The organism is Pseudomonas sp. MF6767 (assembly GCF_016405475.1).
In the GTDB taxonomy this organism is placed as follows: Bacteria; Pseudomonadota; Gammaproteobacteria; order Pseudomonadales; family Pseudomonadaceae; genus Aquipseudomonas; species Aquipseudomonas paracarnis.
The window spans coordinates 126,959-149,233 of the sequence record NZ_JAEKCY010000014.1 but is presented as its reverse complement, the minus strand read 5'-3'; the positions used below and the strand labels follow the sequence as shown (position 1 = coordinate 149,233).

At 58.6% G+C, this 22,275-nt stretch carries 34 protein-coding genes; 31 read left to right on the top strand and 3 right to left on the bottom strand.

Translation table 11 applies throughout. From position 1 onward, the window contains the following. Positions 1-40: 40 nt before the first annotated feature. From JFT58_RS21190 to JFT58_RS21100, 19 genes are all read left to right on the top strand, one after another. On the top strand, positions 41-223 hold the full coding sequence (locus tag JFT58_RS21190; RefSeq protein WP_087715896.1) for a zinc finger domain-containing protein: 183 nt from the start codon (positions 41-43) through the stop codon (positions 221-223). An 11-nt stretch (positions 224-234) separates the two neighbouring features. Continuing rightward, positions 235-552: a hypothetical protein gene (locus tag JFT58_RS21185; RefSeq protein WP_198834543.1), complete on the top strand. Its 318-nt coding sequence runs from the start codon at positions 235-237 to the stop codon at positions 550-552. Between the two features lie 156 nt (positions 553-708). Next, positions 709-1,047: a hypothetical protein gene (locus JFT58_RS21180; protein WP_010211438.1), complete on the top strand. Its 339-nt coding sequence runs from the start codon at positions 709-711 to the stop codon at positions 1,045-1,047. After that, on the top strand, positions 1,044-1,379 hold the full coding sequence (locus JFT58_RS21175) for a hypothetical protein (RefSeq protein ID WP_198834542.1): 336 nt from the start codon (positions 1,044-1,046) through the stop codon (positions 1,377-1,379). The genes JFT58_RS21180 and JFT58_RS21175 overlap by 4 nt, the downstream gene beginning before the upstream one ends. A gap of 49 nt (positions 1,380-1,428) precedes the next feature. Then, positions 1,429-1,725 carry a hypothetical protein gene (locus JFT58_RS21170; RefSeq protein ID WP_198834541.1) on the top strand — a complete coding sequence of 99 codons (297 nt, stop codon included), beginning with the start codon at positions 1,429-1,431 and terminating at the stop codon, positions 1,723-1,725. 49 nt (positions 1,726-1,774) lie between these two features. Further along, the gene (locus JFT58_RS21165; protein WP_198834540.1) at positions 1,775-1,966 is read left to right on the top strand and encodes a hypothetical protein; all 192 of its coding nucleotides are present in this window, start codon (positions 1,775-1,777) and stop codon (positions 1,964-1,966) included. Next, positions 1,963-2,214 (top strand): hypothetical protein, encoded by a 252-nt coding sequence (locus tag JFT58_RS21160; protein WP_153649815.1) that lies wholly within the window; start codon positions 1,963-1,965, stop codon positions 2,212-2,214. Before JFT58_RS21165 ends, JFT58_RS21160 begins: the two co-directional genes overlap by 4 nt. Before the next feature lie 9 nt (positions 2,215-2,223). Beyond that, positions 2,224-2,847: a putative metallopeptidase gene (locus JFT58_RS21155; protein ID WP_198834539.1), complete on the top strand. Its 624-nt coding sequence runs from the start codon at positions 2,224-2,226 to the stop codon at positions 2,845-2,847. 31 nt (positions 2,848-2,878) lie between these two features. Beyond that, positions 2,879-3,355: a DUF2280 domain-containing protein gene (locus JFT58_RS21150; RefSeq protein ID WP_198834538.1), complete on the top strand. Its 477-nt coding sequence runs from the start codon at positions 2,879-2,881 to the stop codon at positions 3,353-3,355. Next, a complete protein-coding gene (locus JFT58_RS21145; protein ID WP_198834537.1) occupies positions 3,330-4,655 on the top strand; it encodes a phage terminase large subunit family protein in 1,326 nt (441 codons plus the stop codon). The genes JFT58_RS21150 and JFT58_RS21145 overlap by 26 nt, the downstream gene beginning before the upstream one ends. After that, positions 4,655-6,115, top strand: a complete 1,461-nt coding sequence (locus JFT58_RS21140) for a DUF4055 domain-containing protein (RefSeq protein WP_198834536.1) — start codon at positions 4,655-4,657, stop codon at positions 6,113-6,115. Before JFT58_RS21145 ends, JFT58_RS21140 begins: the two co-directional genes overlap by 1 nt. After that, a complete protein-coding gene (locus JFT58_RS21135) occupies positions 6,033-7,145 on the top strand; it encodes a minor capsid protein (RefSeq protein WP_233095420.1) in 1,113 nt (370 codons plus the stop codon). Before JFT58_RS21140 ends, JFT58_RS21135 begins: the two co-directional genes overlap by 83 nt. Positions 7,146-7,153: 8 nt before the next feature. After that, on the top strand, positions 7,154-7,645 hold the full coding sequence (locus JFT58_RS21130) for a DnaT-like ssDNA-binding protein (RefSeq protein WP_198834535.1): 492 nt from the start codon (positions 7,154-7,156) through the stop codon (positions 7,643-7,645). 3 nt (positions 7,646-7,648) lie between these two features. Next, positions 7,649-8,245, top strand: a complete 597-nt coding sequence (locus JFT58_RS21125) for a hypothetical protein (RefSeq protein WP_198834534.1) — start codon at positions 7,649-7,651, stop codon at positions 8,243-8,245. Positions 8,246-8,334: 89 nt separating this feature from the next. Beyond that, complete coding sequence (locus JFT58_RS21120) at positions 8,335-9,072, top strand: hypothetical protein (protein ID WP_198834533.1); 738 nt, start codon at positions 8,335-8,337, stop codon at positions 9,070-9,072. Between the two features lie 3 nt (positions 9,073-9,075). After that, positions 9,076-10,053, top strand: coding sequence for a major capsid protein (locus tag JFT58_RS21115; protein ID WP_158958764.1), 978 nt, complete (start codon positions 9,076-9,078; stop codon positions 10,051-10,053). A 56-nt stretch (positions 10,054-10,109) separates the two neighbouring features. After that, complete coding sequence (locus tag JFT58_RS21110) at positions 10,110-10,415, top strand: HeH/LEM domain-containing protein (protein ID WP_198834532.1); 306 nt, start codon at positions 10,110-10,112, stop codon at positions 10,413-10,415. 10 nt (positions 10,416-10,425) lie between these two features. Next, positions 10,426-10,803 carry a hypothetical protein gene (locus tag JFT58_RS21105; RefSeq protein WP_198834531.1) on the top strand — a complete coding sequence of 126 codons (378 nt, stop codon included), beginning with the start codon at positions 10,426-10,428 and terminating at the stop codon, positions 10,801-10,803. A gap of 2 nt (positions 10,804-10,805) precedes the next feature. Beyond that, positions 10,806-11,198, top strand: a complete 393-nt coding sequence (locus tag JFT58_RS21100; protein ID WP_198834530.1) for a hypothetical protein — start codon at positions 10,806-10,808, stop codon at positions 11,196-11,198. A gap of 85 nt (positions 11,199-11,283) precedes the next feature. On the opposite strand, the gene JFT58_RS21095 is transcribed toward JFT58_RS21100, so the two are convergent. Next, the gene (locus JFT58_RS21095) at positions 11,284-11,628 is read right to left on the bottom strand and encodes a hypothetical protein (protein ID WP_198834529.1); all 345 of its coding nucleotides are present in this window, start codon (positions 11,626-11,628) and stop codon (positions 11,284-11,286) included. 191 nt (positions 11,629-11,819) lie between these two features. On the opposite strand from JFT58_RS21095, the gene JFT58_RS21090 reads away from it, so the two are divergent. The 9 genes from JFT58_RS21090 to JFT58_RS21050 are packed head-to-tail and all read left to right on the top strand — an operon-like array spanning position 11,820 to position 19,231. Next, on the top strand, positions 11,820-12,416 hold the full coding sequence (locus JFT58_RS21090) for a hypothetical protein (protein WP_198834528.1): 597 nt from the start codon (positions 11,820-11,822) through the stop codon (positions 12,414-12,416). Beyond that, positions 12,413-12,841, top strand: coding sequence for a phage tail terminator-like protein (locus JFT58_RS21085; protein ID WP_198834527.1), 429 nt, complete (start codon positions 12,413-12,415; stop codon positions 12,839-12,841). Before JFT58_RS21090 ends, JFT58_RS21085 begins: the two co-directional genes overlap by 4 nt. Positions 12,842-12,880: 39 nt before the next feature. After that, on the top strand, positions 12,881-13,540 hold the full coding sequence (locus JFT58_RS21080; RefSeq protein ID WP_198834526.1) for a phage tail protein: 660 nt from the start codon (positions 12,881-12,883) through the stop codon (positions 13,538-13,540). A gap of 9 nt (positions 13,541-13,549) precedes the next feature. After that, a complete protein-coding gene (locus tag JFT58_RS21075) occupies positions 13,550-13,930 on the top strand; it encodes a phage tail assembly chaperone (RefSeq protein ID WP_198834525.1) in 381 nt (126 codons plus the stop codon). Positions 13,931-13,947: 17 nt separating this feature from the next. Next, positions 13,948-14,253 carry a DUF1799 domain-containing protein gene (locus JFT58_RS21070; protein ID WP_073845212.1) on the top strand — a complete coding sequence of 102 codons (306 nt, stop codon included), beginning with the start codon at positions 13,948-13,950 and terminating at the stop codon, positions 14,251-14,253. Positions 14,254-14,280: 27 nt separating this feature from the next. Next, complete coding sequence (locus JFT58_RS21065; RefSeq protein ID WP_198834524.1) at positions 14,281-17,328, top strand: phage tail tape measure protein; 3,048 nt, start codon at positions 14,281-14,283, stop codon at positions 17,326-17,328. After that, positions 17,328-17,666, top strand: a complete 339-nt coding sequence (locus JFT58_RS21060) for a phage tail protein (RefSeq protein ID WP_054897324.1) — start codon at positions 17,328-17,330, stop codon at positions 17,664-17,666. The genes JFT58_RS21065 and JFT58_RS21060 overlap by 1 nt, the downstream gene beginning before the upstream one ends. Before the next feature lie 9 nt (positions 17,667-17,675). After that, positions 17,676-18,428 carry a phage minor tail protein L gene (locus JFT58_RS21055; protein ID WP_198834523.1) on the top strand — a complete coding sequence of 251 codons (753 nt, stop codon included), beginning with the start codon at positions 17,676-17,678 and terminating at the stop codon, positions 18,426-18,428. A gap of 2 nt (positions 18,429-18,430) precedes the next feature. Beyond that, the gene (locus tag JFT58_RS21050) at positions 18,431-19,231 is read left to right on the top strand and encodes a C40 family peptidase (protein ID WP_198834522.1); all 801 of its coding nucleotides are present in this window, start codon (positions 18,431-18,433) and stop codon (positions 19,229-19,231) included. Here JFT58_RS21050 and JFT58_RS21045 read toward each other — a convergent pair. Continuing rightward, the gene (locus JFT58_RS21045) at positions 19,218-19,604 is read right to left on the bottom strand and encodes an Imm41 family immunity protein (RefSeq protein WP_054897321.1); all 387 of its coding nucleotides are present in this window, start codon (positions 19,602-19,604) and stop codon (positions 19,218-19,220) included. The two genes, JFT58_RS21050 and JFT58_RS21045, sit on opposite strands and share 14 nt — an antisense overlap. Before the next feature lie 71 nt (positions 19,605-19,675). Here JFT58_RS21045 and JFT58_RS21040 point away from each other — a divergent pair, with 71 nt between their 5' ends. Continuing rightward, a complete protein-coding gene (locus JFT58_RS21040; RefSeq protein WP_198834521.1) occupies positions 19,676-19,930 on the top strand; it encodes a hypothetical protein in 255 nt (84 codons plus the stop codon). An 878-nt stretch (positions 19,931-20,808) separates the two neighbouring features. Here JFT58_RS21040 and JFT58_RS21035 read toward each other — a convergent pair. After that, positions 20,809-21,099 (bottom strand): hypothetical protein, encoded by a 291-nt coding sequence (locus JFT58_RS21035; protein WP_198834520.1) that lies wholly within the window; start codon positions 21,097-21,099, stop codon positions 20,809-20,811. Positions 21,100-21,198: 99 nt separating this feature from the next. Between JFT58_RS21035 and JFT58_RS21030 the strand changes: the two genes are divergently transcribed. Both JFT58_RS21030 and JFT58_RS21025 read left to right on the top strand, forming a co-directional pair. Continuing rightward, positions 21,199-21,549: a hypothetical protein gene (locus JFT58_RS21030; protein WP_198834519.1), complete on the top strand. Its 351-nt coding sequence runs from the start codon at positions 21,199-21,201 to the stop codon at positions 21,547-21,549. Positions 21,550-21,609: 60 nt separating this feature from the next. Continuing rightward, positions 21,610-22,221 (top strand): tail assembly protein, encoded by a 612-nt coding sequence (locus JFT58_RS21025; protein ID WP_198834518.1) that lies wholly within the window; start codon positions 21,610-21,612, stop codon positions 22,219-22,221. Positions 22,222-22,275: the final 54 nt, after the last annotated feature.

The window sequence follows — 22,275 nt, the reverse complement described above, 5'->3', positions numbered from 1 at the left end:
TTGCCCACGGAAAGGGCGATCCAGCAAAAGGAATTTGCAGATGTTGAAAGAATTCAGATGCGGTAACTGCAAAAGACTTCTCGCCCGTACGGGTGGGTTTACAGAGCTCCAGATCAAATGCTCCCGATGCGGGACGTTGAATCATGTGAAGGCCACGAGCCTCGAGCAATCGCCCTTGAGCGACATGAAAGCGGAATCCTCCGCGACAAATCATTCGACTTAAAGGTGACAACGATGGAACCAGTAACTATTGGTGCGAAACACTTCTCCGGCAGCGTTTACATGTCTGCCCAAATCATCAAACCAGCCGATAACGTGGCTGGCGTGATCATTCGGACGGGCCTTTTCTCGGGCCCGGGCGGCTCTGTTATCACGACGGGCACTGCAGCGGCTTCTGGTGTCGGTGATGCAACCAAGCCATTCTTGGCTTACCTGTCGGCCTCGAACGTTATGCAATTGCAATATCCGATCTTTCTACCGCCAGGCTATGGTCTTTGGGCTAAAACTAGCTCTTACCTCGATACCTACATCACTTACGATCTGCTCACCTAACAGGAGGGGCTGCTTTCGCGGCCCTATTCATTTCTATTCAGGGCCTCGACATGATCGGGGCCTTTTCATTTTCGGCTCCACCACACCCATTGCTCCGAGCTGGGAGTGCTGTGTGAGCCGATTCAATTCCCAAACATGCCCCACGGAGTCGAGCGCATGGAGTATCTACAGCGCCTGCTCGACAAGATCGACAGGTTCGAATTGTTGATTGCGGGCCTGATTGGGGCCGTTGTTGCGAGCTGGTGGCACAAGGACGATTTGTCCGACTGGCGAGCCTGGATGGTGTTCTTGATCACCGGGGTTGCATGCTCTCTGTACCTGACGAGCATGGTCAGCGCCTACCTGAATGTCACTGAGCCTAAGATCGTCGCCGGGATTGGTTTTCTCCTGGGCACGTTCGGCGGTTCGCTCCTGGCAGCAATCAACCGAGCCATCAAAGCCGCTGACCTCTGGGCGCTTATCCGCCAGCGGTTCGGGGGAGGCAATCCACCATGAATCTTGAACTGATCAACTCCATCGCCTGCGGCCTGATCGCGGCATGGGCGACCTGGTGCGTACTGAGCGGGAAGGTAAGGGACGGCATCCTCGGGAAGCTGATCTACACCACGATCGCCATCACGGGTTTCGTCGTGTCGGTGCGCAGCCAGAACATCTTCTTCGGCCCGACCACTGCCGGCCTGACGCTGCATGTCTCACTTGCCCTGGCCGGTGCCCGCCACATCTTCATGGTCACCTACTGGCAGACGGTAAAGGCCTGGCTGTGCAAGACGCTGAACTGCGAACACTGCATGACGTGTGCTGATGAGCTAAAGCGCAAAGCCGATTAAATCAAACGCGCCCGGTACTGCCGGCGCCAATCTATTGAGGGCGGACCGAATGGATTACGTCCTCGGCGACCATACCTACTCAGCCAGCTACCAAGACCTACGCGAAGAGCACGCCCGATACGTCCAGATGACTGACAAGCGCTACCTGAAGAAACTGCCAGGGGCTCTGCACTTCGCGGTGTTCGTGTGCTGGTTCAAGGAGCTGCCATCAAGCCAGGTGCTTTCCGATGAGGGGATCGTCCATCAACTGGCTCACCTGATCCATCTGAAGGGTGAGCCCATTGTGATGCGACGCCTTGGTGAGATCCGGGAGCTGTTCGACCAACAACTGCGGCTTGCACCTTAATCCGCGCCACGTTTTCGAATGCGCCAAATCGTGGCGCGAGGTTTTGCAGATGAGCAATGTCACACGCCTGCGCCACGCACTGCCGATGAGCCAAGACATCAACGCCGCGGTAGGCGCCCTCGACAAGGCCATTGCTGATGCAGTGGACGCCGCCAAGACTGCCGGGCTGCCCCAGGGCCTGATCGTTGGATTGCTCCACGGCCACGCCCACGCACAAACGCACCAGATGGTGATGCAATGACTGTCAAGGTTCTTGAGTTCAAGCGGGAAGACTGGCGCGATGCCGCCAAGACCCTGCGCAAGATTGCCGATGACCTCGATGCTGGTGAGCATCCGGAGTGCACGGTAGGCGCCTTGACGCTGATCGGCGCGAAGGGAGAGGTGACCGTGTTCGGCCTCGGCCCTAAGTGCGACGACCTGCAATGCCTGGGTGCCATGCGCCTGGGTGAGCAGAAGCTGATTGATGTGCTGTTGGACGCCGGCGACTGAGGAGAACCAATGGATAGGCCAATGCCACCGGCGTCACTGCTGGATCTGTCTGAGCTATCCGACTTCGGCATCCGCCTGACGCGCGCTCCCGAGGTATGGGGGTGGCTACAAGCCGAGATCCTTGCCGATACCGGCAGCATTCACAACGAAGACCATGCCCATCTACTGGATGCAGACATCCAGGTCATGTGGGCGTCGTCGAGCTTCGAGAAGCAGGGTAGGACGGTCCTGGGCCAGGCCGAACAGGTAGCGTTCCGTGCTGGTGGCTGGCAGAAGGCGCGGATGGAGCAACAGATGCGTGATTGGTTCGGCGATGTGCCGGCCTTCATTATCACCCTAGCTGCGGACTACTGCGCTCAGTGCAGCGACATCGACTTCTGCGCTCTGGTTGAGCATGAGCTGTACCACATCGCACACGCCATGGATAAGTACGGACAGCCTGCCTTCACCAAGGAGGGAGCGCCGAAGCTGGAGATGCGTGGTCACGATGTTGAGGAGTTCGTCGGTGTCGTCCGCCGCTACGGTGCGAGCCCTGACGTTCAGGCGTTGGTGGATGCTGCAAACAAACCCACCGAGGTGGGGAAACTGAATATATCGAGGGCTTGCGGAACCTGTCTGCTCAAGCTGGCCTGATTCTTGACAGGCTCTAGACGGATGAGAACCTATGGCGAACCTGAAAAATGAGGTGAAGAGCTTCATCGTTCAGGCGTTGGCGTGCTTTGACACACCGTCCCAGGTGGTGGAAGCCGTCAAGAACGAATACGGGGTTGTGGTGAGCCGCCAGCAGGTGGAGACGCACGACCCAACCAAGTCTGCCGGAAAGGGGCTTGCTGTGAAGTGGGGGACCCTGTTCCACGACACCCGCAAGCGATTCCGAGAAGAAACCGCCGAGATCCCGATCGCCAACCGCGCCTTCCGGCTTCGTGGCCTGGGCCGAATGGCTGAAAAGGCCGAGAACATGCGCAACCTCGCACTGACCGCTCAGCTGTATGAGCAGGCAGCCAAAGAAGTGGGCGATGTTTACGTGAATCGCCGCATCGAACCTGAGAAGCCTTTGGGCTCCCAAGCGGACCAGCAGCACGCAGTTGCTGAGTACACCCTGGAGCCTGATGAGAATGTCCCCGCTTCCCCGCACCTTTGATCCACCGGTAAAGCTGACGCCCAAGCAGGCGAACATTTACTGCTGGGGTTTCCAGCCTGAGGCCCGCTTCCGTGATGCGGTGTGTGGCCGGCGGTTCGGCAAGACGTTCCTGGGCAAGGCCGAGATGCGCCGCGCTGCTCGCCTGGCTGCCGAGTGGGGTGTAAGCGTCGAGGATGAGATTTGGTACGGCGCGCCGACCTTCAAGCAGGCCAAGCGCGTGTTCTGGCGGCGCTTAAAGCAGGCTATCCCTGAGGCATGGCGTGCACACCGCCCAAACGAAACGGAATGTTCCATCACCCTCAAATCCGGCCACGTCATGCGCGTGGTGGGGCTCGACAACTACGACAACCTGCGCGGCTCCGGTCTGTTCTTCGTCCTGGTGGATGAATGGGCGGACTGCCCGTGGGCTGCCTGGGAGGAAGTGCTGAGGCCGATGCTGTCGACCTGTCAGTACACGATTCCGGGTGTCGGGGTGCGCAAGGGCGGCCATGCGCTGCGAATTGGCACTCCGAAGGGCTTCAACCACTGCTACGACACGTACCTGGACGGTAAACCAGGTGGCGAGCCTGATCACAAGAGCTGGCAGTACACGTCATTGCAAGGTGGCAACGTTCCTCCTGAAGAGCTTGACGCCGCTCGTCGCAAGATGGACCCGCGAACGTTTCGGCAAGAATACGAAGCCGGCTTTGAGAACTACGCGGGCGTCGTCTACTACACGTTCAATCGTACGGACTGCCGCACCAGCGAGCGAATCAAGCCAGGTGAGGCCCTGCATATCGGTATGGACTTCAACGTCATGAAGATGGCGTCAGTTGTCTATGTCGTACGGGACGACCTGCCGCTGGCCCTGGATGAATTCCATGGGGTGCGCGACACGCCGGAGATGATCGAGAAGATTCAGACACGGTTCCCTGGTCATTCGGTGGCGGTCTATCCCGATGCCAGTGGGCAGAACACCAGCAGCAAAAACGCGAGCGAGTCTGACCTTTCGCTACTGAAGAAGGCAGGGTTCACGGTGGTCGTTGACTCAACGAATCCAGGCGTTAAGGACCGCGTCAACTCAGTGAATGCCATGTTCCTGAACACTTACGGTGAGCGCCGACTGAAGGTCAATATTGATCAATGCCCACAGCTGATGTTGTGTCTTGAGCGTCAGACCTATACCGACAAGGGTGAGCCGGACAAAGATCCGAAGAAGGGTCACGACCACATGAATGACGCCGCCGGATATTTTATTGCCAAGCGCTACCCGATCAAAACACGCACAGGCGGAACACGCCGAATTGGAGGCTTGGCCTGATGCCAGTGCAATCGACAAACCCCGACTACGACGCGCACATCGCCGAGTGGGAGATGATGGACGACGCGCTTGAGGGTGAGTGCGCCGTGAAGCGCAACGAGCGCAATCTGCCAAAGCCGAGCGGCATGGTTGAAGCGGAAAAACTCGACGGCGCGGGTAACAAGTACCTGTATGAGAACTACACGAGCCGGGCTCAGTACGAGCATTGGGTGCGTGACTCTCTGCGCTCGATGATGGGGTTGGTGTCTCGGTTGATCCCTGAGATCGAGTTGCCCACCGGCCTGAAAGGGCTGGAGGACAACGCCACTGCCGACGGCTTCGGCCTGAAACAGCTGTTCTTCCGCATGGTGCGCCAGGCCATCTCCCACGGCCGGGTACCGCTGGTGGTGAACATCGACGAGAGCGGCGAGCCGTACTTTTCTACGTACGCCACTCGCAACGCGATCAACTGGGACACGGCTGATCAAGGCGGTCGGCAGGACCTGGTCCTTTCAGTGTTCCGGGAATTCCGCAAAAAGGGCGGGGACCGATACAGCCATGACTGCGACACGGTGTTCCGTGAGTTCTTCATGCTCAACGAGGTTTGCTACACCGCCGTGCGGAATGAAGGCGGAGAGCTGGTCGAGGACGAGAGGCCGTTGGGCACCACCGGTACCGACAACCGCTTGGTCAAAGGCCTGCCATACCTGCCCGTGATCTACTGCGGTTCCACCGACAACTCCCCGGATGTCGACGAGGTGCCGCTGCTGACCATGGCCCGGGCCGCGCTGAAGTCCTACCAGTTGAGCGCTGACTACTTCACGTCGCTGCATCAGACCAGCCACCCGCAGCCGTGGGTCTCTGGCCTGGATGAGGCGGTGGAGTTGAGCGTCACCGGCCCATCTGCTGCGTGGGACTTGGGCCCGAACGGCGAATGCGGCTACTTGGAGTTCCAAGGGGCTGGTATTGAAGCTGTCCGCAAGGCGATGGACGACCAGAAGAATGCAGCACTTGAGGCTGGTGCCAAGGTCATGGACGTGGGCGGTACTGAGTCGGGCGAGGCGCGCAAAACACGCCAGAACGACCAGCACGCAACCCTACACAGCATCGTCATCACGATGGCTGAGGCGATGGAGCAGGGCCTACGGTACGCCGCCGAGTGGAAGGGCTACGACCCCAAGCAGGTCAAGTTCAAGGTGAACCCTGAGTTCGTGACTCCGGTGGTCGACGCCCAGGTGCTCGCCGAACTGCTCAAGGGTGTGATGGCCGGCACGATCAGCGCCGACACCTACTGGCAGTACCTCACCACCGGCAAGCTGCCGGACCGCCCATATGACGAAGAGGCCGACCTGATCAGCGATGAGCGCGAGTCGGCCGGCATCAACTTGGACAAAGACGATGCCATCGACAAACCTGGTGCAGGCGGACAGCCAACTGCTGGAGCAGACGACACGCCACTCAGTAATGCTGGAGCGGCTTAAGGCTGGCGAGGTCAAGAAGTTCGAGAAGTACCTACGCCAGATAGACAAGCTAGTAAGGGAGCAACTCACTCGCAAGGAGCTGACCACCTATAGCCGGGACCGGCTTGAGCAGTTCCTGGCCCGAGTGGACGGCAAGCTGCTGGATATCTACAAGGCCTACGGCGACCTGGTGCAGGCCGACCTGGTCGATATCGCGCTGTACGAGTCAACCTTCGAGGCTAAAAGTCTGAGCAATGCGCTCTCCATCGACGCGGTGGTTCCGACCAACACGGTGATCCGTGCGGCGGTGTTCTCCTATCCGCTTCAGGTAAAGGGCATCGACGGCGGCAAGCTGCTGAAGAGCTTCGTCAGCGGCTGGACGCGCACCGAGACGATGCGCATCACGAACACAATCCGGCTCGGCTTCGGCCAGGGTCAGACCAATGCCCAGATTATCCAGGCGATTCGCGGCACCGCGGCGCAGAACTTCACGGACGGCGTGCTGGCGGTGAGCAACCGCAATGCTGCCGCTGTGGTGCAGACGGCAATCCAGCACGTAGCCACCACGGCACGAATGGAGACGCTGAAGGCCAACAGCGACGTGGTGCTGGGCTATCGCTGGGTGTCGACACTCGATCGCAAGACCTCACAGCAGTGCAAGGGCCTGGACGGCATGCGCTTCGACTTGGGTAAAGGGCCGCTGCCGCCGGCGCACATCAATTGCCGGTCGACTACGGTGCCGACTACCAGGCTTTCGGAGACGTTTGCCAAGGACGCCACGCGCGCTTCGGTGGGGGATAATGGCGGTGCGCAGGTCGATGCCAGCCTGAACTATTACGAGTGGCTGGCAACGCAACCGGCGAGCTTCCAGGATCATGCTCTCGGGCCGGTCCGGGGCAAGTTGTTCCGCGATGGAGGGCTGACGCCGGAGAAGTTCGCCAAGCTGCAGCTCGACAAGTCGTTCAAACCGCTGACCCTAGCACAGCTGAAAGAGGCAGAGCCCGACATGTTCACCCGAGCAGGCGTTACACTCGGCGCTCAACCAGGCTGAGACAGCGCATGCAGATCATCGTTGAGGACGGGAAGGGCGCGCCAGACGCGAATAGCTTCGTTCCGCTGGAGAAGCTGATCTTCTACCGCGACTACTACGGGTTCCGGATCCCTGAAGCAGAGGCTGACCAGGTCGAGCTGCTGTTGCGCGCTGCGGCCGACATCAATGGTCGCCAGTGGAAAGGGCGCAAGGCCAGGCCTGAACAGGCAATGGCTTGGCCTCGGCGTGACTGCAAGATCGAATACCAAACGCTTTCCGAGACATTCGTGCCCTTTGAACTTGAGTGGGGTCAGGTGCGGCTGGCGGTCGAGTTGTATGCCGCCGAGCAGGGCTTCCAGATCGAGGAACCGACGCATTGCACTGAGCCGAATGGCCGTCGCTCCCGGCTAAATCGCGACACTCCTGGCCTGCGCATGCGTCCGCCGCCGTACGCGCCGAGCAGGACACAGTTCGCCGACTACCTGATAATGCGGGGATTGCATTTGGTCACTAAGGAGTAGCTGATGTTCAAATTGCTTCGGTGGGCATTTCTGATAGTGGTATTGGCCACCGTCATTGGTCTCGCTTTTTTGCTCGGTCTGTCGTTTGGCCTTGGCAACAGCCACGGCAAGTTCATTACAGAGACCGTTCCCGTCCTATCAATGCTTGGCGGATGGGTTGCAGGTATTGGCGCGCTGGCAGCGGTTCTCACTACCCTTTGGCTGGCTGATAAGCAGCGTAGAGAGGACGTCGAGAACCTTCGCGTTTCTGTTCGCTCGGCCATCGCGGATACTGGGGAGGGAGGTTGGTTTATTGCACTCGGGATCACGTCTGATGGCAAGCGTCCAGTCAAAGTGACAAGTCTCTCCGTGCAGTCGCTGCATGCGAGAAGTTACCTTCATGTCAGCCAGTTCTGGTGGGGTAGTGATCCATTGCCAGCGTCGATGACGTACGGCGACAGCATTTCCTTGCATTTGGCGCCTGGTTTTGACCGGCAGATTAGTAGTTACGTGAACCAACACTGCCACGGCAAAACTGCGGGCTTGCAGTTTGTTGTAAGCACGACGCTCCATGAATTCAAAGCTTCCATAGACAAGAATCTGCTCACCTTGAGCGACTGAACCTAAAACCTGATTCATACCAACCTCGGCAATGCCGGGGTTTTTTTATGCCTGCAAAGCGGGCTGACCAAACCCAAGGGGTGCACCAAGTGGCAGACGAAAACCAGATTGATCTTGAAGACCCGGCAGTTAAATCCGCGATCGCCGAAGCGGTAGGCGCGGCCACCCTGGGCCTCAAGAACAAAAACACCGAGCTGCTTGGCTCGCTCCGGACCAGCAAAACCGAACTGGACGGCTTCAAGTCCCAGTTTGAAGGCCTGGACATCGCTGCCGTGAAAGGGCTGCTGACCAAAGTTGGCCAGGATGAAGAGACGAAGCTGATTGCCGAGGGCAAGCTGGACGAGGTCATCACCCGCCGTACCGAGCGTCTGCGCACCGACTATGACACCAAGCTGGCAGCCGAGAAGGCCCGAGCCGACAAGGCTGAGCAATTCGCTGCCAAGTACAGCGACAAGGTGCTGGCTGATTCCATTCGCGCTGCAGCCATTAAGGCCGGCGCGCTGCCTGAGGCTGCCGAGGACATCATCCTGCGCGCCCGGGGCACTTTCAAACTCAGTGAAGACGGCGAGGCGATCGCCACCGACCGTGACGGCGAGGTCGTTTACGGGAAGGACGGCAAAACCCCGCTGTCGCCGCTCGAATGGGCGGAATCGCTGCGTGAAACAGCAACACACCTGTGGCCAAGGGCTCAGGGTGCCGGGCAGACCGGTGATCAAGGTGGCAAGGCCACGAAAAAGTGGGGTGAGTACACGGAAACCGAGCGCGCTGCGATCGCCCGTGACAACCCTGAGCTCTTCAAGAAAATCCAGGCCACCAAAGGAACTTAATCCATGGCAACTACCCAACTGACCGACATCTTCGTCGGCGACTACTACGCCTCCCTGGCGCCGGTTAACAGCCCGGAAAAGACTGCTGTATACGAGTCGGGCATTGTGACCCGCTCGCCTGTGCTGGACGCGATCGCATCCGGCAGCCAGGGCACCGCCGAGATCAGCTACTGGCAGGATCTCAACGCGGATGAAGCCCCGAACATCAGCAACGATGACCCGAACGATCAGGGCGAAGTCGGCAAGGTTGAGCAGGACAGCATGCGTGCCCGTGTCCTGTATCTCAACAAAGGCTACGGCGTAACCGATCTGACTGCCGAACTCGCCAATACCGAGCCTCAGCAGCAGATCCGTAACCGCTTCGGCACCTACTGGACCCGTCAGTGGCAGCGGTACACCCTGGGCGCCGCTCGCGGCATCATCGCCTCGAACATTGCCAATAACGGCGGTGACATGGTTATCGACGCGGGCGCGACCATCAACGCCAATGCCTTCCAAGACGCCGCGTTCACTGCGGGCGATGCTGCTGATCAGTTCGGCGCGATCGGCGTGCACTCGGTCGTGATGAACCAGATGGTCAAGCAAGACCTGATCGAGTACCTGCGCGACTCCGACGGCAAGATCATCCTGGCCACCTACCTCGGCAAGCCAGTCTTCATGGACGACGCTCTGGTGTATGGCGCTGGCAAGTACCTGTCTGTGTTCTTCGGCCAGGGCGCTTTTGGTTACGGCGAAGGCACGCCAAAGGTGCCAGTGGAACTTGAACGCAAGCCGGGCGGCGGCAATGGTGGCGGTGCTGAAGTGCTGTGGGAGCGGAAGACTTACATCCTCCAGCCTGCCGGCTTCAGCTGGAAGGGCTCCGAGGCTCAGAACCTCAGCCCGACCGCGACTCAGTACGCGGCTGCTGCGAACTGGCAGCGCGTGTTCAGCCGCAAGCAGGTTCCATTCGCCGCTGTCATCAGCGGTACCACCACGCCGTAATCCGGCCCACACAACCTGGCGCCTTTATGGGCGCCGGGGTGCTTTTGAGGTGACTCATGAAAGTGATCTACACGGACAAGCCGGGCAAAGAGCGCGGTGTGTGCTACCGCCTGTTGAGCGAGTTCTTTGGGGTGATCGGCACCGCGACCGAGGTAGTCGTCGATGGCGATGCCCCGGATATATGCGATGCCTACCAAGCAGCCGGCATCAAGGTTTCCGATGGCAAGGAGCAGGAACCCCCAGAAACCGACCCTCTGAAAATGAAGGTCCCCGAGCTGAAAGAATGGCTGACCGAGAAGGGCATTTCGTTCGACGCGACCGCCAAGAAAGAAGACCTGCAGGCCCTGGTGCCAGCAGAATAAGGACAAGCACATGACCGACTTCATCACCGTTGTCGATGTTGACGCCTCGCTGGGTCCTGACTGGGCCGGCGCCGGTGTTCCGGTCCTTGCTGTGGCTATGGCAAACGCCTGGCTCACAGCCAAGATTAAGCGGGCTGTTCCTGATCCGGTTCCGGCCGAGATCAAAACAGCCGGCGCCCAGGTTGCCAAAGAGGCGGCAGCGGGCAAGTTGTACACGTCCACGCAGAAGGAAGTGCAGAGCAAGACAGTATCCGCGCAGTCCGGCACGTCCGTGAGCAAGACCTACGTGGCAGGCTCTACCGATCAATCGGCCGGCGTGAACTTCGCCCTTGCGCTGCTGGCGCCCTGGATCACGCGATCCGGCGTAATGATGCTGAAAAGGATCTGATCATGGGCATGCGCGAAGAGATCCAAGCCGAGCTGGCGGAAGCGTTCGACGATCCTAATGGCCTGGCCGATGCCGTCAAGCCTGCGACGGGCGTGCGCAAGGTTGCGGGCGAGTATGACCCTGACCTGGGCGGCGAAACGTCGGCGATCACCCTGACGTACGCAGGGCGCGGTGTTCTGGGTAGCTATTTGTCCAAAGAAATAGACGGCTCACTCATCCAGACCACGGACAAGAAGCTGCTAGTGCTCCAAAACGAGCTATTCGTCTCCGAGGCAGGTGTACCGACGGCTATACCAGCGGCACCGGCCATCGGCGATATCGTCAATGGCCTACGAGCTATGAATGTGTCCGCCGATCCGGCAGATGCAACATGGACCGTACAGCTGAGGAAGTGATATGGCGAACCAGTTCTTCTATTGCGAGCATCAACTGAGTTCGCCTAAAGTAAAGAGGAGTGCGATTCCGATCTTGAATAAGCGCCTAGTAGGCGAGCATCTCGTCGATTTTTTTAAGCGTATCGATGTTCGCTTCTCCCTCCTCGAGTTCTTGCTCAAGCAATTTTAAGAGTTCAATCGCGTCGTCAGTGAGTGGTTTGTTATATGGCACTCTTCCGGTAGCAAAACCCGTTACCCATTCCCGATGTGAACTTCTGCAACTAGCTGCAATAGCGTCGCGAAGCTTTGTTGCACTATCGGTGAGGTCTCGTCCGGCGGCCGTATCATCTTGCATACTCTTTCTTGCGTTAGCGATGTTTTTAGCGGCTTGTTGAGAGAAGGGAATTCCCGCTTTTGGAATGATTGACGGGCTGGTTTTTTGCTTGTTCATAGAGAGGATTTCCTTATGCCAATGTTCTATGAGCGTAGAACTAAAATGGCTCTACGATTCACCGTGATGAGTCAATTTCAAGTTGAAATTTACTTTATCACTTATGAACATTGCACTGAAACAAGATCAGTTGACTGGGGAGAGGTCAGTCCCGCCGGGACGTCGATTCTGTATGAAATGCAGGTGCGGTCGTGAGCCGGTCAGGTGTCGGCCAGTCCGGCAGCTTCGCCCTGAGCCTTGCTGAATTCGCCGCCCAGACGGGTGAAGCCATCGACGCCAGCGTGCGCGAGATCATCATAGAGGTCGGCAGCAGCCTGATCCGCATGTCTCCTGTGGGCAATCCGGAGATCTGGGCGCAGAACGCCGTGGCGACCCAGTACAACAAGGCCGTTGACGATCACAACAGCGCGTTGCGTAGCGACCCGGCCAACCTCACGAAGGGCGGCAGGCTCAAGAAGGGCCGCAAGCTCAACGACGGCATGGACATAAAGGCGCCTGAAGGCTATGTCGGTGGTCGTTTCCGTGCGAACTGGCACATTTCGCTCGGCGTGGTCGAAAACGTCACCTTCGACGAGGTAGACCCTAGCGGTGCCGAGACAGTCGCTGCTCTGGTCGCGGCAATGAGTGACTTCACCGCCGGCCAAATGGCCTACATCATCAACAACTTGCCCTATTCGATCCCGCTGGAGTTCGGTCATTCGACCCAGGCCCCTGGCGGGATGGTCCGGGTAACAGTGGCTCGCTTTCAGCAGATCGTGCTGGAGGCCATCAGGAACAATCAGGTATGAGTCACGCACGCGCCCGTCAGGCCATCGAAACGAAGCTGGCCGCATGGGCGGCTGCGCGCCCGATACGAGTGGCCTACGCAAACCAGCCTTTTACACCAAGTGCCTCTGAAACGTACCTGCGAGCCTACCAGCTGCCGGCCAGCACCACCTGCCGCTATCTCGACGGGGAGGCTTACGAGTACGCCGGTGTTTATCAGATCAGCATCGTCTGCCCCTCCGCCCAGGCCATGGCCACCGCCGAGACGCTTATTGATGAGCTGACTCGTCTATTCCGCGTTGACACGCCTCTGACCCGCAACGGTTTCGAGGGACTGATCATTGAGCCAGTAGATCAGGGGCCAACTATCACAGAGTCGGCGACCTACACGGTCCCGGCCAGCTTCACCTATCTGGGTGTCGCAGACCAACCGCCCGCTGGGGCATAACCTACCGCCATCAGGCGGGCATTTAAGAGGAAACACATCATGGCCGCACGCTTCCCGCTGCCGAACGGCGCTGTGCTGGAGATCGCCAGCGTTTTGGGATCTGCTGTACCGTTCACCGCCCTGACAAATGCGAAGCCACCTGTCGCCGCCTCTGTAGGGCACAGTATTGAAAACGGCGACGTCCTGCTGATCAATTCTGGCTGGGCACTCATCAATGACCGCGCTGTAAAAGCTTCCGGCATTACTGCGGACGCTTTTGCTTTGGCTGGTCTCAATACCGCCAATGTCGACAAGTACACCGTGGGCGCAGGCGCTGGCTCGGTGATCCCGGTGTCCGGCTGGACGCAAATCTCGAAGGTCACATCGTTCACATCCTCCGGCGGCGAGCAGCAGTATCAAACTGTCGGCTACCTGGAAGATGACGACGACAAGCAGTTCCCAACCAACCGTAACCCCACCACCATCACCATCGTGGTGGAGGACCAGCCAACGGCCCAGTACGTGGAGACTGTCGAGGGCTACGACGACACCAAGGAGCTGGCAGTTGTTCGCATGAAGCTGCGTAACGGCGATCAGATCCTCTACCCCGGCTACGTGAGTATCACTCCGGATCCGACCATGGAGCGAAATAACGTAATGACGCGCACCATCAGCATCGGGCTTTCTGCTCGCTCGCTCCGCTACTTGGCTGGCGCATAAGGAGTTCCCATGGCAAAAATCAGGATCGCCCAGAGCCCTACATTCAAGGCATTCGTGCTGATTCCAATTGTTGGGGAAGAGCCCGAGAAAATCGAGTTCACCTTCAAGTATCGGGATCGCCCAGGGCTTGCAGCCCTGTTCGATGATTGGAGTGCAAAGGGAAAGGAGATGCGCGCGAGCTTCGGTGAGGCGACCACACTGTCCGATGTCGTCGCGGCCGAGACCGAGCTTCAGGTGCAGCAGATCAAGGATCTAGTTGTTGGTTGGGGTTTCGATGACAAGTTCGACGACAAAAGCATCAACGCCCTTGTTAAGTCCTGTTACGGCACCGCCGAAGCGGTTGTTAACGCTTATCAGGGCGCGTTCAGTCAGGCTCGCCTGGGAAACTGAAGGCGGCAGCCAGCGCGATGTACGCAAGCGGCCAATCTGCTGAGCAGTTGGCTGCTCTCGGGCTGACGGCTGCCGACCTCGATGAGGAAGAGGTCGAAGTCTGGCCCTGCAACTGGCCGTCCTTCCTCTTGTTCAACCGCATGTCCACTCAGTGGCGAGCAGGCTCCAGCGGCGTTATCGGTCTCGACTACAGCAGCATCCGCGACGTAGCCGGGTTCCTCGGCATCAAGAAAAAGAAACTCGCTGAAATCTTCCCTGACCTTCAAGTCCTGGAAGGCGAAGCCCTGCGCGTTATGGCGGAGGAAAGGGAAAACAGCCCGTAACCACGGGCACTTATTCAAGGTGAGTCGATGAACATTGCAGAACTCGGCGTCAAGATCGACTCGGCCGATGCAATTCAGGCAAAAACGAGCCTGGATGAAATGGCGAAGGCCGGCGGCCGGGCCGAGCAGTCCGCCGTTTCGCTGATGAACGAAATGCAGGCGCTGGAAAAGTCGCTGTCCACCAGCGCCAAAACCACCCAGGACCTAGCAAAGCAGCGTGACGCGCTTGCCAAGCTGACCAAGACCGGCGCCTACGGTGAGGCTGAGGCGGCGAAGATCTCGGCTCAGCTCGATAAGCAGCAGATCGCCCTGGCCAAGTCGGCCATGGATGAACAGAAGGCACTGAACAGCCTGCTTGGGGCGATTGACCCGGCCCGCGCGGCGCTGGCAAAGCTGGACAACCAGGTCGAGCAGCTCGGCAAGCACCTCGACGAGGGCCGGATCAGCCAGGATCAGTACAACAGCGCCCTGGGCAAGATTGACAAGGATTATGCAAAGCTTGAAAAGACCACCACCGGCTTCGACAAGCTTCGCCTCGGTACCCGCCAGGCTCAGGAAAACGTTGTTCAGCTTGGTAACGCGCTATCGTCGGGTGACTGGGGCAGCGGCGTGCGTGCCGTGGCTCAATTGGGGGCTGGTGCCGGTGCCGGTGCGGCTGGGTTGCTTGCCATACTTGCGCCGCTGGCCCTGGCCACTGCCGCAGTGGGCGGCTTGGCCTACGCCTATCACAAGGGTAGCGAAGAGCAGGACAGTTACAACAAGTCGCTCATCCTCACGGCCAACTACGCCGGCGTCAGCGCCGGCCAACTGGGCGACATGGCGCGGCAGGTCAGCGCAACCGTGGGCACCACCGGCCAAGCAGCCGCAGTGCTGGCGATGCTGGCTGACAACGGCAAGATCGCAGGCGAGAGTTTCACCGGGATCACCCAAGCCGCCGTATCTATGCAGGAAGCTACTGGCAAGGCTGTCAGCGAGACGGTCTCCGAGTTCTCCAAGCTGGCCGATGACCCAGTTAAAGCGTCCGCTGCGCTCAATGAGCAGTACCACTACCTGACGGCTTCGGTCTACTCGCAAATCGTAGCTCTGGAGAAACAGGGCGATCACGCCGCCGCCGTAAAGCTCGCAACCGATACTTATGCCGATGCGATCAACGACCGCACGCCAAAGATTCTGGCGAACCTAAGCCTTTGGGAGAAGGCGTACAACGCAGTCGCGCGCGCTGCTGACGGCATCAAAAATATCGGTCGTCGCGACATCAACACGGACATCGAAAGCGCCAAGACCGACCTCCTTGAAGCGCAGAACATGGACGGCTTGTTCCAGAACAAGAAGTCCAAGGATGCACTGATCGAGTTCCGGCAAAATCGCCTGAACATGTTGGAGGACGAGAAGGCTGCGCAGGCCGATATCGCCAAGTGGGAGGGCGAGCAAGCCAAGGCGCAGAGTAATGCCGTGACGTCGATGTCGAAAATCGACGCCCTGACCAAATCTGCATGGACGAATGAGCAAAAGCGCACAGAGGCGATCAAGGAGTACAAGCGGCAGCTCGAAAACATCCGCAAGGTTGCGCCGAATGACCCGCGGCTGAATCAGGCAGCGATCGACAAAAACCTAGCGAACATCAACGATCAATTCAAAGATCCAAAGTCTGCCGGAACCCAGGTCGATCTGACCGGCTTCAACGCTGCCAAAAACAACCTAGCCTCCATTGCCGCAGACTATAAAAACTATCAAAAGGAGCTTGACGCAGCGCAGAAGGCCGGGCTTGTGTCGGAGGCTGACTACCTTCTGCGGCGCCAGGCACTGATAGGCAATGAGCGTGACCAGGTGACGGCAGCCTACGAAGCCGAAATCAGCGCGCTTGAGTCCGCCAAGGGGAAGAAGACCACCTCAGCCGCGCAAAGCATCCAGTTGGACCAGAAGATCGCTGACGCACGCGCAGGGCTGGTCAAGGCGCAGAAGGACGCTGATAGCCAACTTGAGGTGCTGGCTACCAACGAGACCGGACGCCTGGCCAAGCAAGAGCGGGCGATAAGCTCCTACGTGCAGGCATTGGGGCAGCAACAGCGCGCCCTGGAGCTTGCCGGTCAGCGTGCCGTATTGGGCGTGGGCCAGGGCGACCGCCAGAACGCATTGAGCGGTCAATTGAACAGCCAGCAAGACCGGTTTGCTCAGCAGTCGCTTGAGCTGGAAAACCAACGCTCCGATCCGTCGCGGAACATGTCGGAGGAAGAGTTCAAGCGTAAGTCGCAGGCGCTCGCAGACGCGAACAAGGCCGCCACTGACCAGATCCGACAGAACTATGCGGATGTGGAGGCAGCCCAGGGTGACTGGACGAAGGGTGCTACCTCGGCCTGGGCCAACTACCTGGATTCCGCACAAGACACCGCAGGACAGACAAAAAGCCTGTTCGGCAATACGTTCAGCTCCATGGAGGACTCAATCGTCAACTTCGCCATGACCGGGAAGATGTCGTTTTCCGACTTCACCAAGTCAATTCTGGCGGACATGGCGCGCATTGCTACTCGGCAAGCAGCGTCTGGGCTTCTCGGCTCGCTTGTAGGGCTCGGTATATCTGCCGCCGGCTCGTACTTCGGCGGCGGGGCCACCACGTCAGCTGGCTCTACAGCGGCAGGGTACAGCCCTGATGTATTGGCGGGCTGGTCTGGCGTGACCCAGGCCAATGGCGGCGCCTGGTCAGGCGGCGTACAGATGTTCGCCGATGGCGGCGCCTTCACCAACTCCATCGTTAGCAAGCCCACGGCGTTCGGCATGGCCAACGGCAAAACCGGCGTAATGGGTGAGGATGGTGAAGAGGCAATCATGCCTCTGACCCGTACGTCGAGCGGCAAGCTGGGCGTTATGGCCATGGGCGGTGGCGGGGCCGGTGCAACGCAGATCAACGTTGAGGTGCATATCGATGGTGATGGAAACGCATCGTCAACCGCTGACGCGCCTGGCTACGACCTGTTCGGCAAGGAGCTGGCGACCTTCGTAGAGCAGAAGTATCAAGAGCTGCGCACGAAGGATATGCGCCAGGGCGGCGTCATCAACAAAGCAATCAAGGGGCGCTGATGGGTATCGAACGATTCACCTGGGCGACGGAGAAGGGCGCGGAGGGCGATATTGCCCAGCGCGTCCGCTCCAAGAAGTTTGGCGATGGTTATGAGCAATCGGTCGAAGATGGCCTGAACAATCAGTGGGAATCCTGGCCGGTGACGTTTACCGGTATGGCAGTGCGAATCCTGGAGATCAGGAAGTTCCTCGACAAACACAAAGGGGCAAAGGCGTTTCTCTGGACGCCACCCCTTGGCGTGCTTGGACTCTACAAGTGCAACGGCTACAAGCCAGTGCACCGCGGCGGCCAGGTCTACGCCATCACCGCCACCTTCGAACAAACCTTTCATCCCTGAGACCTACCCATGGCACTGATCACGGACATCCAGAAGCTGGAGCCCGGCGGCGAAATTCGCCTGTTCGAAATTGACGGGACCGAGTACGGCGCGGATTACCTGCGCTTTCACGGTCACGCGATCCCTCACACGCCCGAGGAACTGCTGGCGTATGAAGGCTCGGAAGACGATCTGCCGGCCAAGTCGATTTGGTGGCAGGGCGCCGAATACGCGGCCTGGCCGGTCCAGATCGAAGGAATTTCTTCCAGTAGCGACGGCACCGCCTCTCGCCCGACGTTCGCCGCCGGCAACATCAACGGTCGCGTCACCGCGCTGTGCCTGGCCTTCGAGGACCTGCTGAAGTTCAAGCTAACCGTCCGCGAGACCCTGGCCCAGTACTTGGATGCGGTGAACTTTCCCGAAGGCAACCAAACTGCTGACCCTACCCAGGAAGCATTGGAGATCTGGTACATCGACCAGAAAACCAGCGAAGACGGCGAGGCGGTGGTCTGGGAGCTGTCCTCACCGGGCGAGATCGATAACCACGGTCTGCCCGGACGGCAAATGACGACGTTCTGCCACTGGGCCATGACCAATGGTTACCGGGGGCCAGATTGCGGCTACACCGGCGCGGCCATGTTCGACGACGAGGACAATCCCACAGATGACCCGGCACTTGACCAGTGCAAGGGCTGCCTGTCGTCCTGCAAGTTGCGCTTTGGCGAGAGCAACGAACTCTCTTTCGGTGGATTCCCTGCCGTTTCTCTGATTGCCCGGAGCTGACCATGCGCAAGCACATCATCGCGGCCATCCAGGTGCACGCGGCCGCCGAGTACCCGAAAGAGTGCTGCGGCCTGTTGCTAACCATCGGGCGAGCCCAGAAGTACTTCCCTTGCCGGAACATCGCCACGGAGGCGAACGAAGAGTTCCGACTTGATCCCGAGGACTATGCCGCTGCGGAAGACCTGGGTGAAGTGATCGGCATCGTTCACTCGCACCCGGACGCTACCAGCAGGCCGTCACCGCACGACCTGGCCATGTGCGAGGCCACGGCGCTGCCCTGGCACATTCTCTCCTGGCCCGAAGGAGACCTCAGGACGATCACGCCGTCTGGCGCCGTGCCGCTGCTCAAGCGCCCGTTTGTTCATGGAGTTTGGGACTGTTGGGCTGTATGCGCAGATTGGTATCAGCGCGAGTGGGGGCTTGAGTTTGAAACCTTCCAGCGCATTGATGGCTGGTGGGAAAGCGCGGAAAATGCCAGTCTCTACGAACAGCATTACGAGGCTGCCGGCTTTGTGCGCGTAGACAGCCCTCAGCGCGGCGACATGATCGTTATGCAGGTTGGCCGGACGGTGCACCCGAACCACGCAGGCATATACCTTGGCACCGATCCGGCGCTACCTGGTGAAGACTCAGGCACGTTCGGCCCAGGGCCATTTCTGCTTCACCACCTATACGGCAGGCCGTCCGAGATCATCGTCTACGGCGGACCATGGCATGACCGAACACGCCTGATCCTCAGGCACAAAGACCGGCGTGCATCATCTGATGTGAGGGAGGTACTTCAGCAAGTTAATGGACGGTGAGCAGCAGTGGGTTCTCTTCTTCAAAGATGTTTTGCTCAGGCATATTTCTGGAGAAAAAACCCTCAAATACCACCTGGAATCTTTCCCGACAGTCGTATAGCTGTGCTCTCTTGAGGTTACGTATTCTGTAGCCGTCATTCCGATCGAGGTGGCAGCCAAATGAAAGGAAACAGTGGCTGAAGATGCGAAACACCTGCCAGTAGAGCTCAGGGTCGATTTCCTCTTCCTTGGCCAATTGGTAGAGAGCCCACTCTAAGAGCCAGTATTCATCTTGTGCCCAGAGCGCGTGCTCGTGTAGTTGACCATTGAATGAGTTTTCGTCGTAGTCATCGCACCGCGGGAAGTTTCTTTGAACTACAAATCGAGGGTCCATCACGAGGTTCCTTATGTCTGCGTGGCAGACCGTTCTTTAACCACGACGATGATCTAAGCTCGGAGGGCCAAATGCAAATCATACACCGCTACATGCTGACCATTCATGACCTCTTCACCATCACTGGTGGCGGAATCTGCGGCGCTGAAGCCGAAGTCGCCATTCTTGATGGCGGTGTCGAGATTGATCGCGTGAAATTTTCCGGCAAGTGCCAGAGCAAAGGCGGCTACAGCCGAAGCTACCATGGCAAGTCAGGGCTTCAGGCTGCGCTTGTATCTGGTGCGGGTAGAATCGATTTTGGCTTGGCGCAGGCAGTCGCTATCTAGGCTCTACGCCGCCCCCCATAAACTCATCGGTTCCTAGCCTGTGCGACCCATACTTCACAGTGTGGCCATCACCTAGACGCTCAGCCTCGATCTCTGCCACATTCTTGTCGGCGTAGATGTCAACAAAGCTCCATGGATCATTACAACCCACTGCCCACCCCAGCACCCATCCAGGCATATCCGGATCTGCTGGTAGATTTTTCACGAGACTTCTGACTGACATGGCCATTCCTTGGTAATTGAAGGCGCAACGCTACTACGGCAATCGTCAGGCGAGTTACTGGCATTCCATCCACGCTGGATGCCTGGACAGGAATAGCGCAAGAGGTTGGAACCGGCATCGCTAATAAGGCAAGCTCTCCGGATATTTAGCCAGCAACACGGATAGGAGGATTTATGCCGAGCAAGTCGTATGAAGAAGGCCGCTGGGGTGTATTCAAGGATCGAGGGCCGGGCAGTCCTATTGGCCATTTGATCGACGGAGTCGGAGAGCCTGTTAGGCAGGGAGAGGGGGTGTTTCAAGTTAGGGACGGCGTTCTCTTCGATACCGATGGATCACGTATAGGTTATTTGGCACCTTTGGGTGATAGCTGGGCTGTCAACTTTGGGGATCATATTGGTCATGTGCTTAGACGTTTGCCTGCTTAGCCAGCGGCGGTGGCCTGGCCCCGCGCTGGGCTTTTTGCATCCGTCCTTCAGTGAAGCGGATGCCTGGCCAGACTCGCGTTTTCAGTGTGATTAGCCTGAATCGGCGAACAGCGTTCACAGGATGCTGAAGTGGGTTTCATCATTCATGTCCTCCAATCTGATCTGCACTCCATTTGCGAAATGAAACGCTATGGTGCTTCCGGTGGCGGTGGGTGCCATGACGTATCCGTTTAGCGCGACTCTACAACGCCTGCGAGCGCACCCACATCTATGTGTGGGCAATTCCAGCCTTGTTCCGGATCGCTCCAGGGCTCAGGCGGTGTTGATGAGGAGCGCCAGAAGATAATGCCGCAATCAAAATAGGCCCTGTACTGCCGACCACCGAAACTGATGTGACTCACGTTGGCCGGGGCGAACACTTTCCCATCACAGGCAAATGATTCGCAGATGAAGGCGTCGCATACCAGTCCGGATAGGTCCGGAGGTGTACCGTTGATTTCCAGTTCAATAGTTTGAGTCATGTTCCCTTGCTCGGTTGAAAAAACGCTGAGGTTGTGCGCGACGCTTTTTGCATCCTACCCCTCAGTGCTACAGTCCCGCCAAACCAAAGAGGGAACGATATGCGGATTTTGATAGCGGCAGTAGCGGTGGCGATGCTGGCGGGGTGTATGGCGCCAACCATGAACGAGGCTCGCCAGTCTGGCCCGTACAAGGTCCTCACTTCCAAAAAAACGGACGCTGCGCTGGCTAAATGCGTCCAGTACGAATGGCAGAACCAGTCGATCTTCGGCGGTACGCCTGGCGCCACCCTTCAGCCTGGCCGCGACACCGGATACACGGTATTCACCGAGGGGTCTCAGTACTTCGTTGACATCCAGTCCAAGGGTTCTGGGTCCGAAGCGAAGTATTACGTGGTGGTCGGCAACTGGATTGCGAATAAGCGATTGACCGCGCTGCAAGGCTGCCTATAGGCCGCACCATTTCATCAAGGCTCGCTTCGGCGGGCTTTTTTATTGTCTGGAGAAAACTCAATGGCAGCACTCGCCATCAATTACCAGCCCATGACTACGATCATGCTTTACGGTCAGCTTCGACAGTTTGGCCGGTCCTTTCGCATGGCAGTGAAGTCGCCGGCAGAGGCTATTAAGGCGCTGTGCGTTCAGATCCCCGGCTTCGAGCGATTTTTGTCGAACGCCAAATCAAGGGGGCTTGAGTTCGCCGTATTCCGAGGAAAGACGAACCTGGCAGAAAAGGAGCTTGGGTTTGCGGGTGGCGGCGATATTCGTATTGCCCCGGTCATCACCGGCAGTAAGCGCGGCGGGGCGCTGCAAACCATTATCGGCGCTGTACTGATTGTTGTCGGCCTTGTCATCACTGGCGGCACTTTCGGCGCAGGCGCCCCTTTTGGCTCAGCGCTGATTATGATGGGTAGCTCCATGGTACTGGGCGGCGTAATCCAAATGCTCAGCCCCCAGGCCGGCGGCCTCAAGACCAGCGCAGCGCCAGAGAATACCCCCGGCTATGCCTTCGGCAGCGCCAAGAACACCACTGCGTCAGGTAACCCTGTACCGCTGTGCATTGGCGAGCGTCGGTGGGGTGGCGCAATCATCAGTGCCGCGATTTACGCCGAAGATCAGATGTAACGACCATCCGCAGCACCAATGCCGGCCATGAGCCGGTTTTTTATTGCCTGGAGG

Bases quoted from the DNA above. Each gene is read 5' to 3' on its own strand.
- JFT58_RS21095 (WP_198834529.1), bottom strand. From the start codon at position 11,628: ATGAACAAGCAAAAAACCAGCCCGTCAATCATTCCAAAAGCGGGAATT.
- JFT58_RS21140 (WP_198834536.1), top strand. From the start codon at position 4,655: ATGCCAGTGCAATCGACAAACCCCGACTACGACGCGCACATCGCCGAG.
- JFT58_RS21065 (WP_198834524.1), top strand. From the start codon at position 14,281: ATGAACATTGCAGAACTCGGCGTCAAGATCGACTCGGCCGATGCAATT.
- JFT58_RS21170 (WP_198834541.1), top strand. From the start codon at position 1,429: ATGGATTACGTCCTCGGCGACCATACCTACTCAGCCAGCTACCAAGAC.
- JFT58_RS21050 (WP_198834522.1), top strand. From the start codon at position 18,431: ATGCGCAAGCACATCATCGCGGCCATCCAGGTGCACGCGGCCGCCGAG.
- JFT58_RS21085 (WP_198834527.1), top strand. From the start codon at position 12,413: ATGAGTCACGCACGCGCCCGTCAGGCCATCGAAACGAAGCTGGCCGCA.
- JFT58_RS21160 (WP_153649815.1), top strand. From the start codon at position 1,963: ATGACTGTCAAGGTTCTTGAGTTCAAGCGGGAAGACTGGCGCGATGCC.
- JFT58_RS21145 (WP_198834537.1), top strand. From the start codon at position 3,330: ATGTCCCCGCTTCCCCGCACCTTTGATCCACCGGTAAAGCTGACGCCC.
- JFT58_RS21055 (WP_198834523.1), top strand. From the start codon at position 17,676: ATGGCACTGATCACGGACATCCAGAAGCTGGAGCCCGGCGGCGAAATT.
- JFT58_RS21040 (WP_198834521.1), top strand. From the start codon at position 19,676: ATGCAAATCATACACCGCTACATGCTGACCATTCATGACCTCTTCACC.
- JFT58_RS21025 (WP_198834518.1), top strand. From the start codon at position 21,610: ATGGCAGCACTCGCCATCAATTACCAGCCCATGACTACGATCATGCTT.
- JFT58_RS21045 (WP_054897321.1), bottom strand. From the start codon at position 19,604: ATGGACCCTCGATTTGTAGTTCAAAGAAACTTCCCGCGGTGCGATGAC.
- JFT58_RS21150 (WP_198834538.1), top strand. From the start codon at position 2,879: ATGGCGAACCTGAAAAATGAGGTGAAGAGCTTCATCGTTCAGGCGTTG.
- JFT58_RS21155 (WP_198834539.1), top strand. From the start codon at position 2,224: ATGGATAGGCCAATGCCACCGGCGTCACTGCTGGATCTGTCTGAGCTA.
- JFT58_RS21075 (WP_198834525.1), top strand. From the start codon at position 13,550: ATGGCAAAAATCAGGATCGCCCAGAGCCCTACATTCAAGGCATTCGTG.
- JFT58_RS21030 (WP_198834519.1), top strand. From the start codon at position 21,199: ATGCGGATTTTGATAGCGGCAGTAGCGGTGGCGATGCTGGCGGGGTGT.
- JFT58_RS21185 (WP_198834543.1), top strand. From the start codon at position 235: ATGGAACCAGTAACTATTGGTGCGAAACACTTCTCCGGCAGCGTTTAC.
- JFT58_RS21165 (WP_198834540.1), top strand. From the start codon at position 1,775: ATGAGCAATGTCACACGCCTGCGCCACGCACTGCCGATGAGCCAAGAC.
- JFT58_RS21190 (WP_087715896.1), top strand. From the start codon at position 41: ATGTTGAAAGAATTCAGATGCGGTAACTGCAAAAGACTTCTCGCCCGT.
- JFT58_RS21130 (WP_198834535.1), top strand. From the start codon at position 7,154: ATGCAGATCATCGTTGAGGACGGGAAGGGCGCGCCAGACGCGAATAGC.
- JFT58_RS21105 (WP_198834531.1), top strand. From the start codon at position 10,426: ATGACCGACTTCATCACCGTTGTCGATGTTGACGCCTCGCTGGGTCCT.
- JFT58_RS21175 (WP_198834542.1), top strand. From the start codon at position 1,044: ATGAATCTTGAACTGATCAACTCCATCGCCTGCGGCCTGATCGCGGCA.
- JFT58_RS21115 (WP_158958764.1), top strand. From the start codon at position 9,076: ATGGCAACTACCCAACTGACCGACATCTTCGTCGGCGACTACTACGCC.
- JFT58_RS21100 (WP_198834530.1), top strand. From the start codon at position 10,806: ATGGGCATGCGCGAAGAGATCCAAGCCGAGCTGGCGGAAGCGTTCGAC.
- JFT58_RS21060 (WP_054897324.1), top strand. From the start codon at position 17,328: ATGGGTATCGAACGATTCACCTGGGCGACGGAGAAGGGCGCGGAGGGC.
- JFT58_RS21080 (WP_198834526.1), top strand. From the start codon at position 12,881: ATGGCCGCACGCTTCCCGCTGCCGAACGGCGCTGTGCTGGAGATCGCC.
- JFT58_RS21110 (WP_198834532.1), top strand. From the start codon at position 10,110: ATGAAAGTGATCTACACGGACAAGCCGGGCAAAGAGCGCGGTGTGTGC.
- JFT58_RS21180 (WP_010211438.1), top strand. From the start codon at position 709: ATGGAGTATCTACAGCGCCTGCTCGACAAGATCGACAGGTTCGAATTG.
- JFT58_RS21135 (WP_233095420.1), top strand. From the start codon at position 6,033: ATGCCATCGACAAACCTGGTGCAGGCGGACAGCCAACTGCTGGAGCAG.
- JFT58_RS21035 (WP_198834520.1), bottom strand. From the start codon at position 21,099: ATGACTCAAACTATTGAACTGGAAATCAACGGTACACCTCCGGACCTA.
- JFT58_RS21125 (WP_198834534.1), top strand. From the start codon at position 7,649: ATGTTCAAATTGCTTCGGTGGGCATTTCTGATAGTGGTATTGGCCACC.
- JFT58_RS21070 (WP_073845212.1), top strand. From the start codon at position 13,948: ATGTACGCAAGCGGCCAATCTGCTGAGCAGTTGGCTGCTCTCGGGCTG.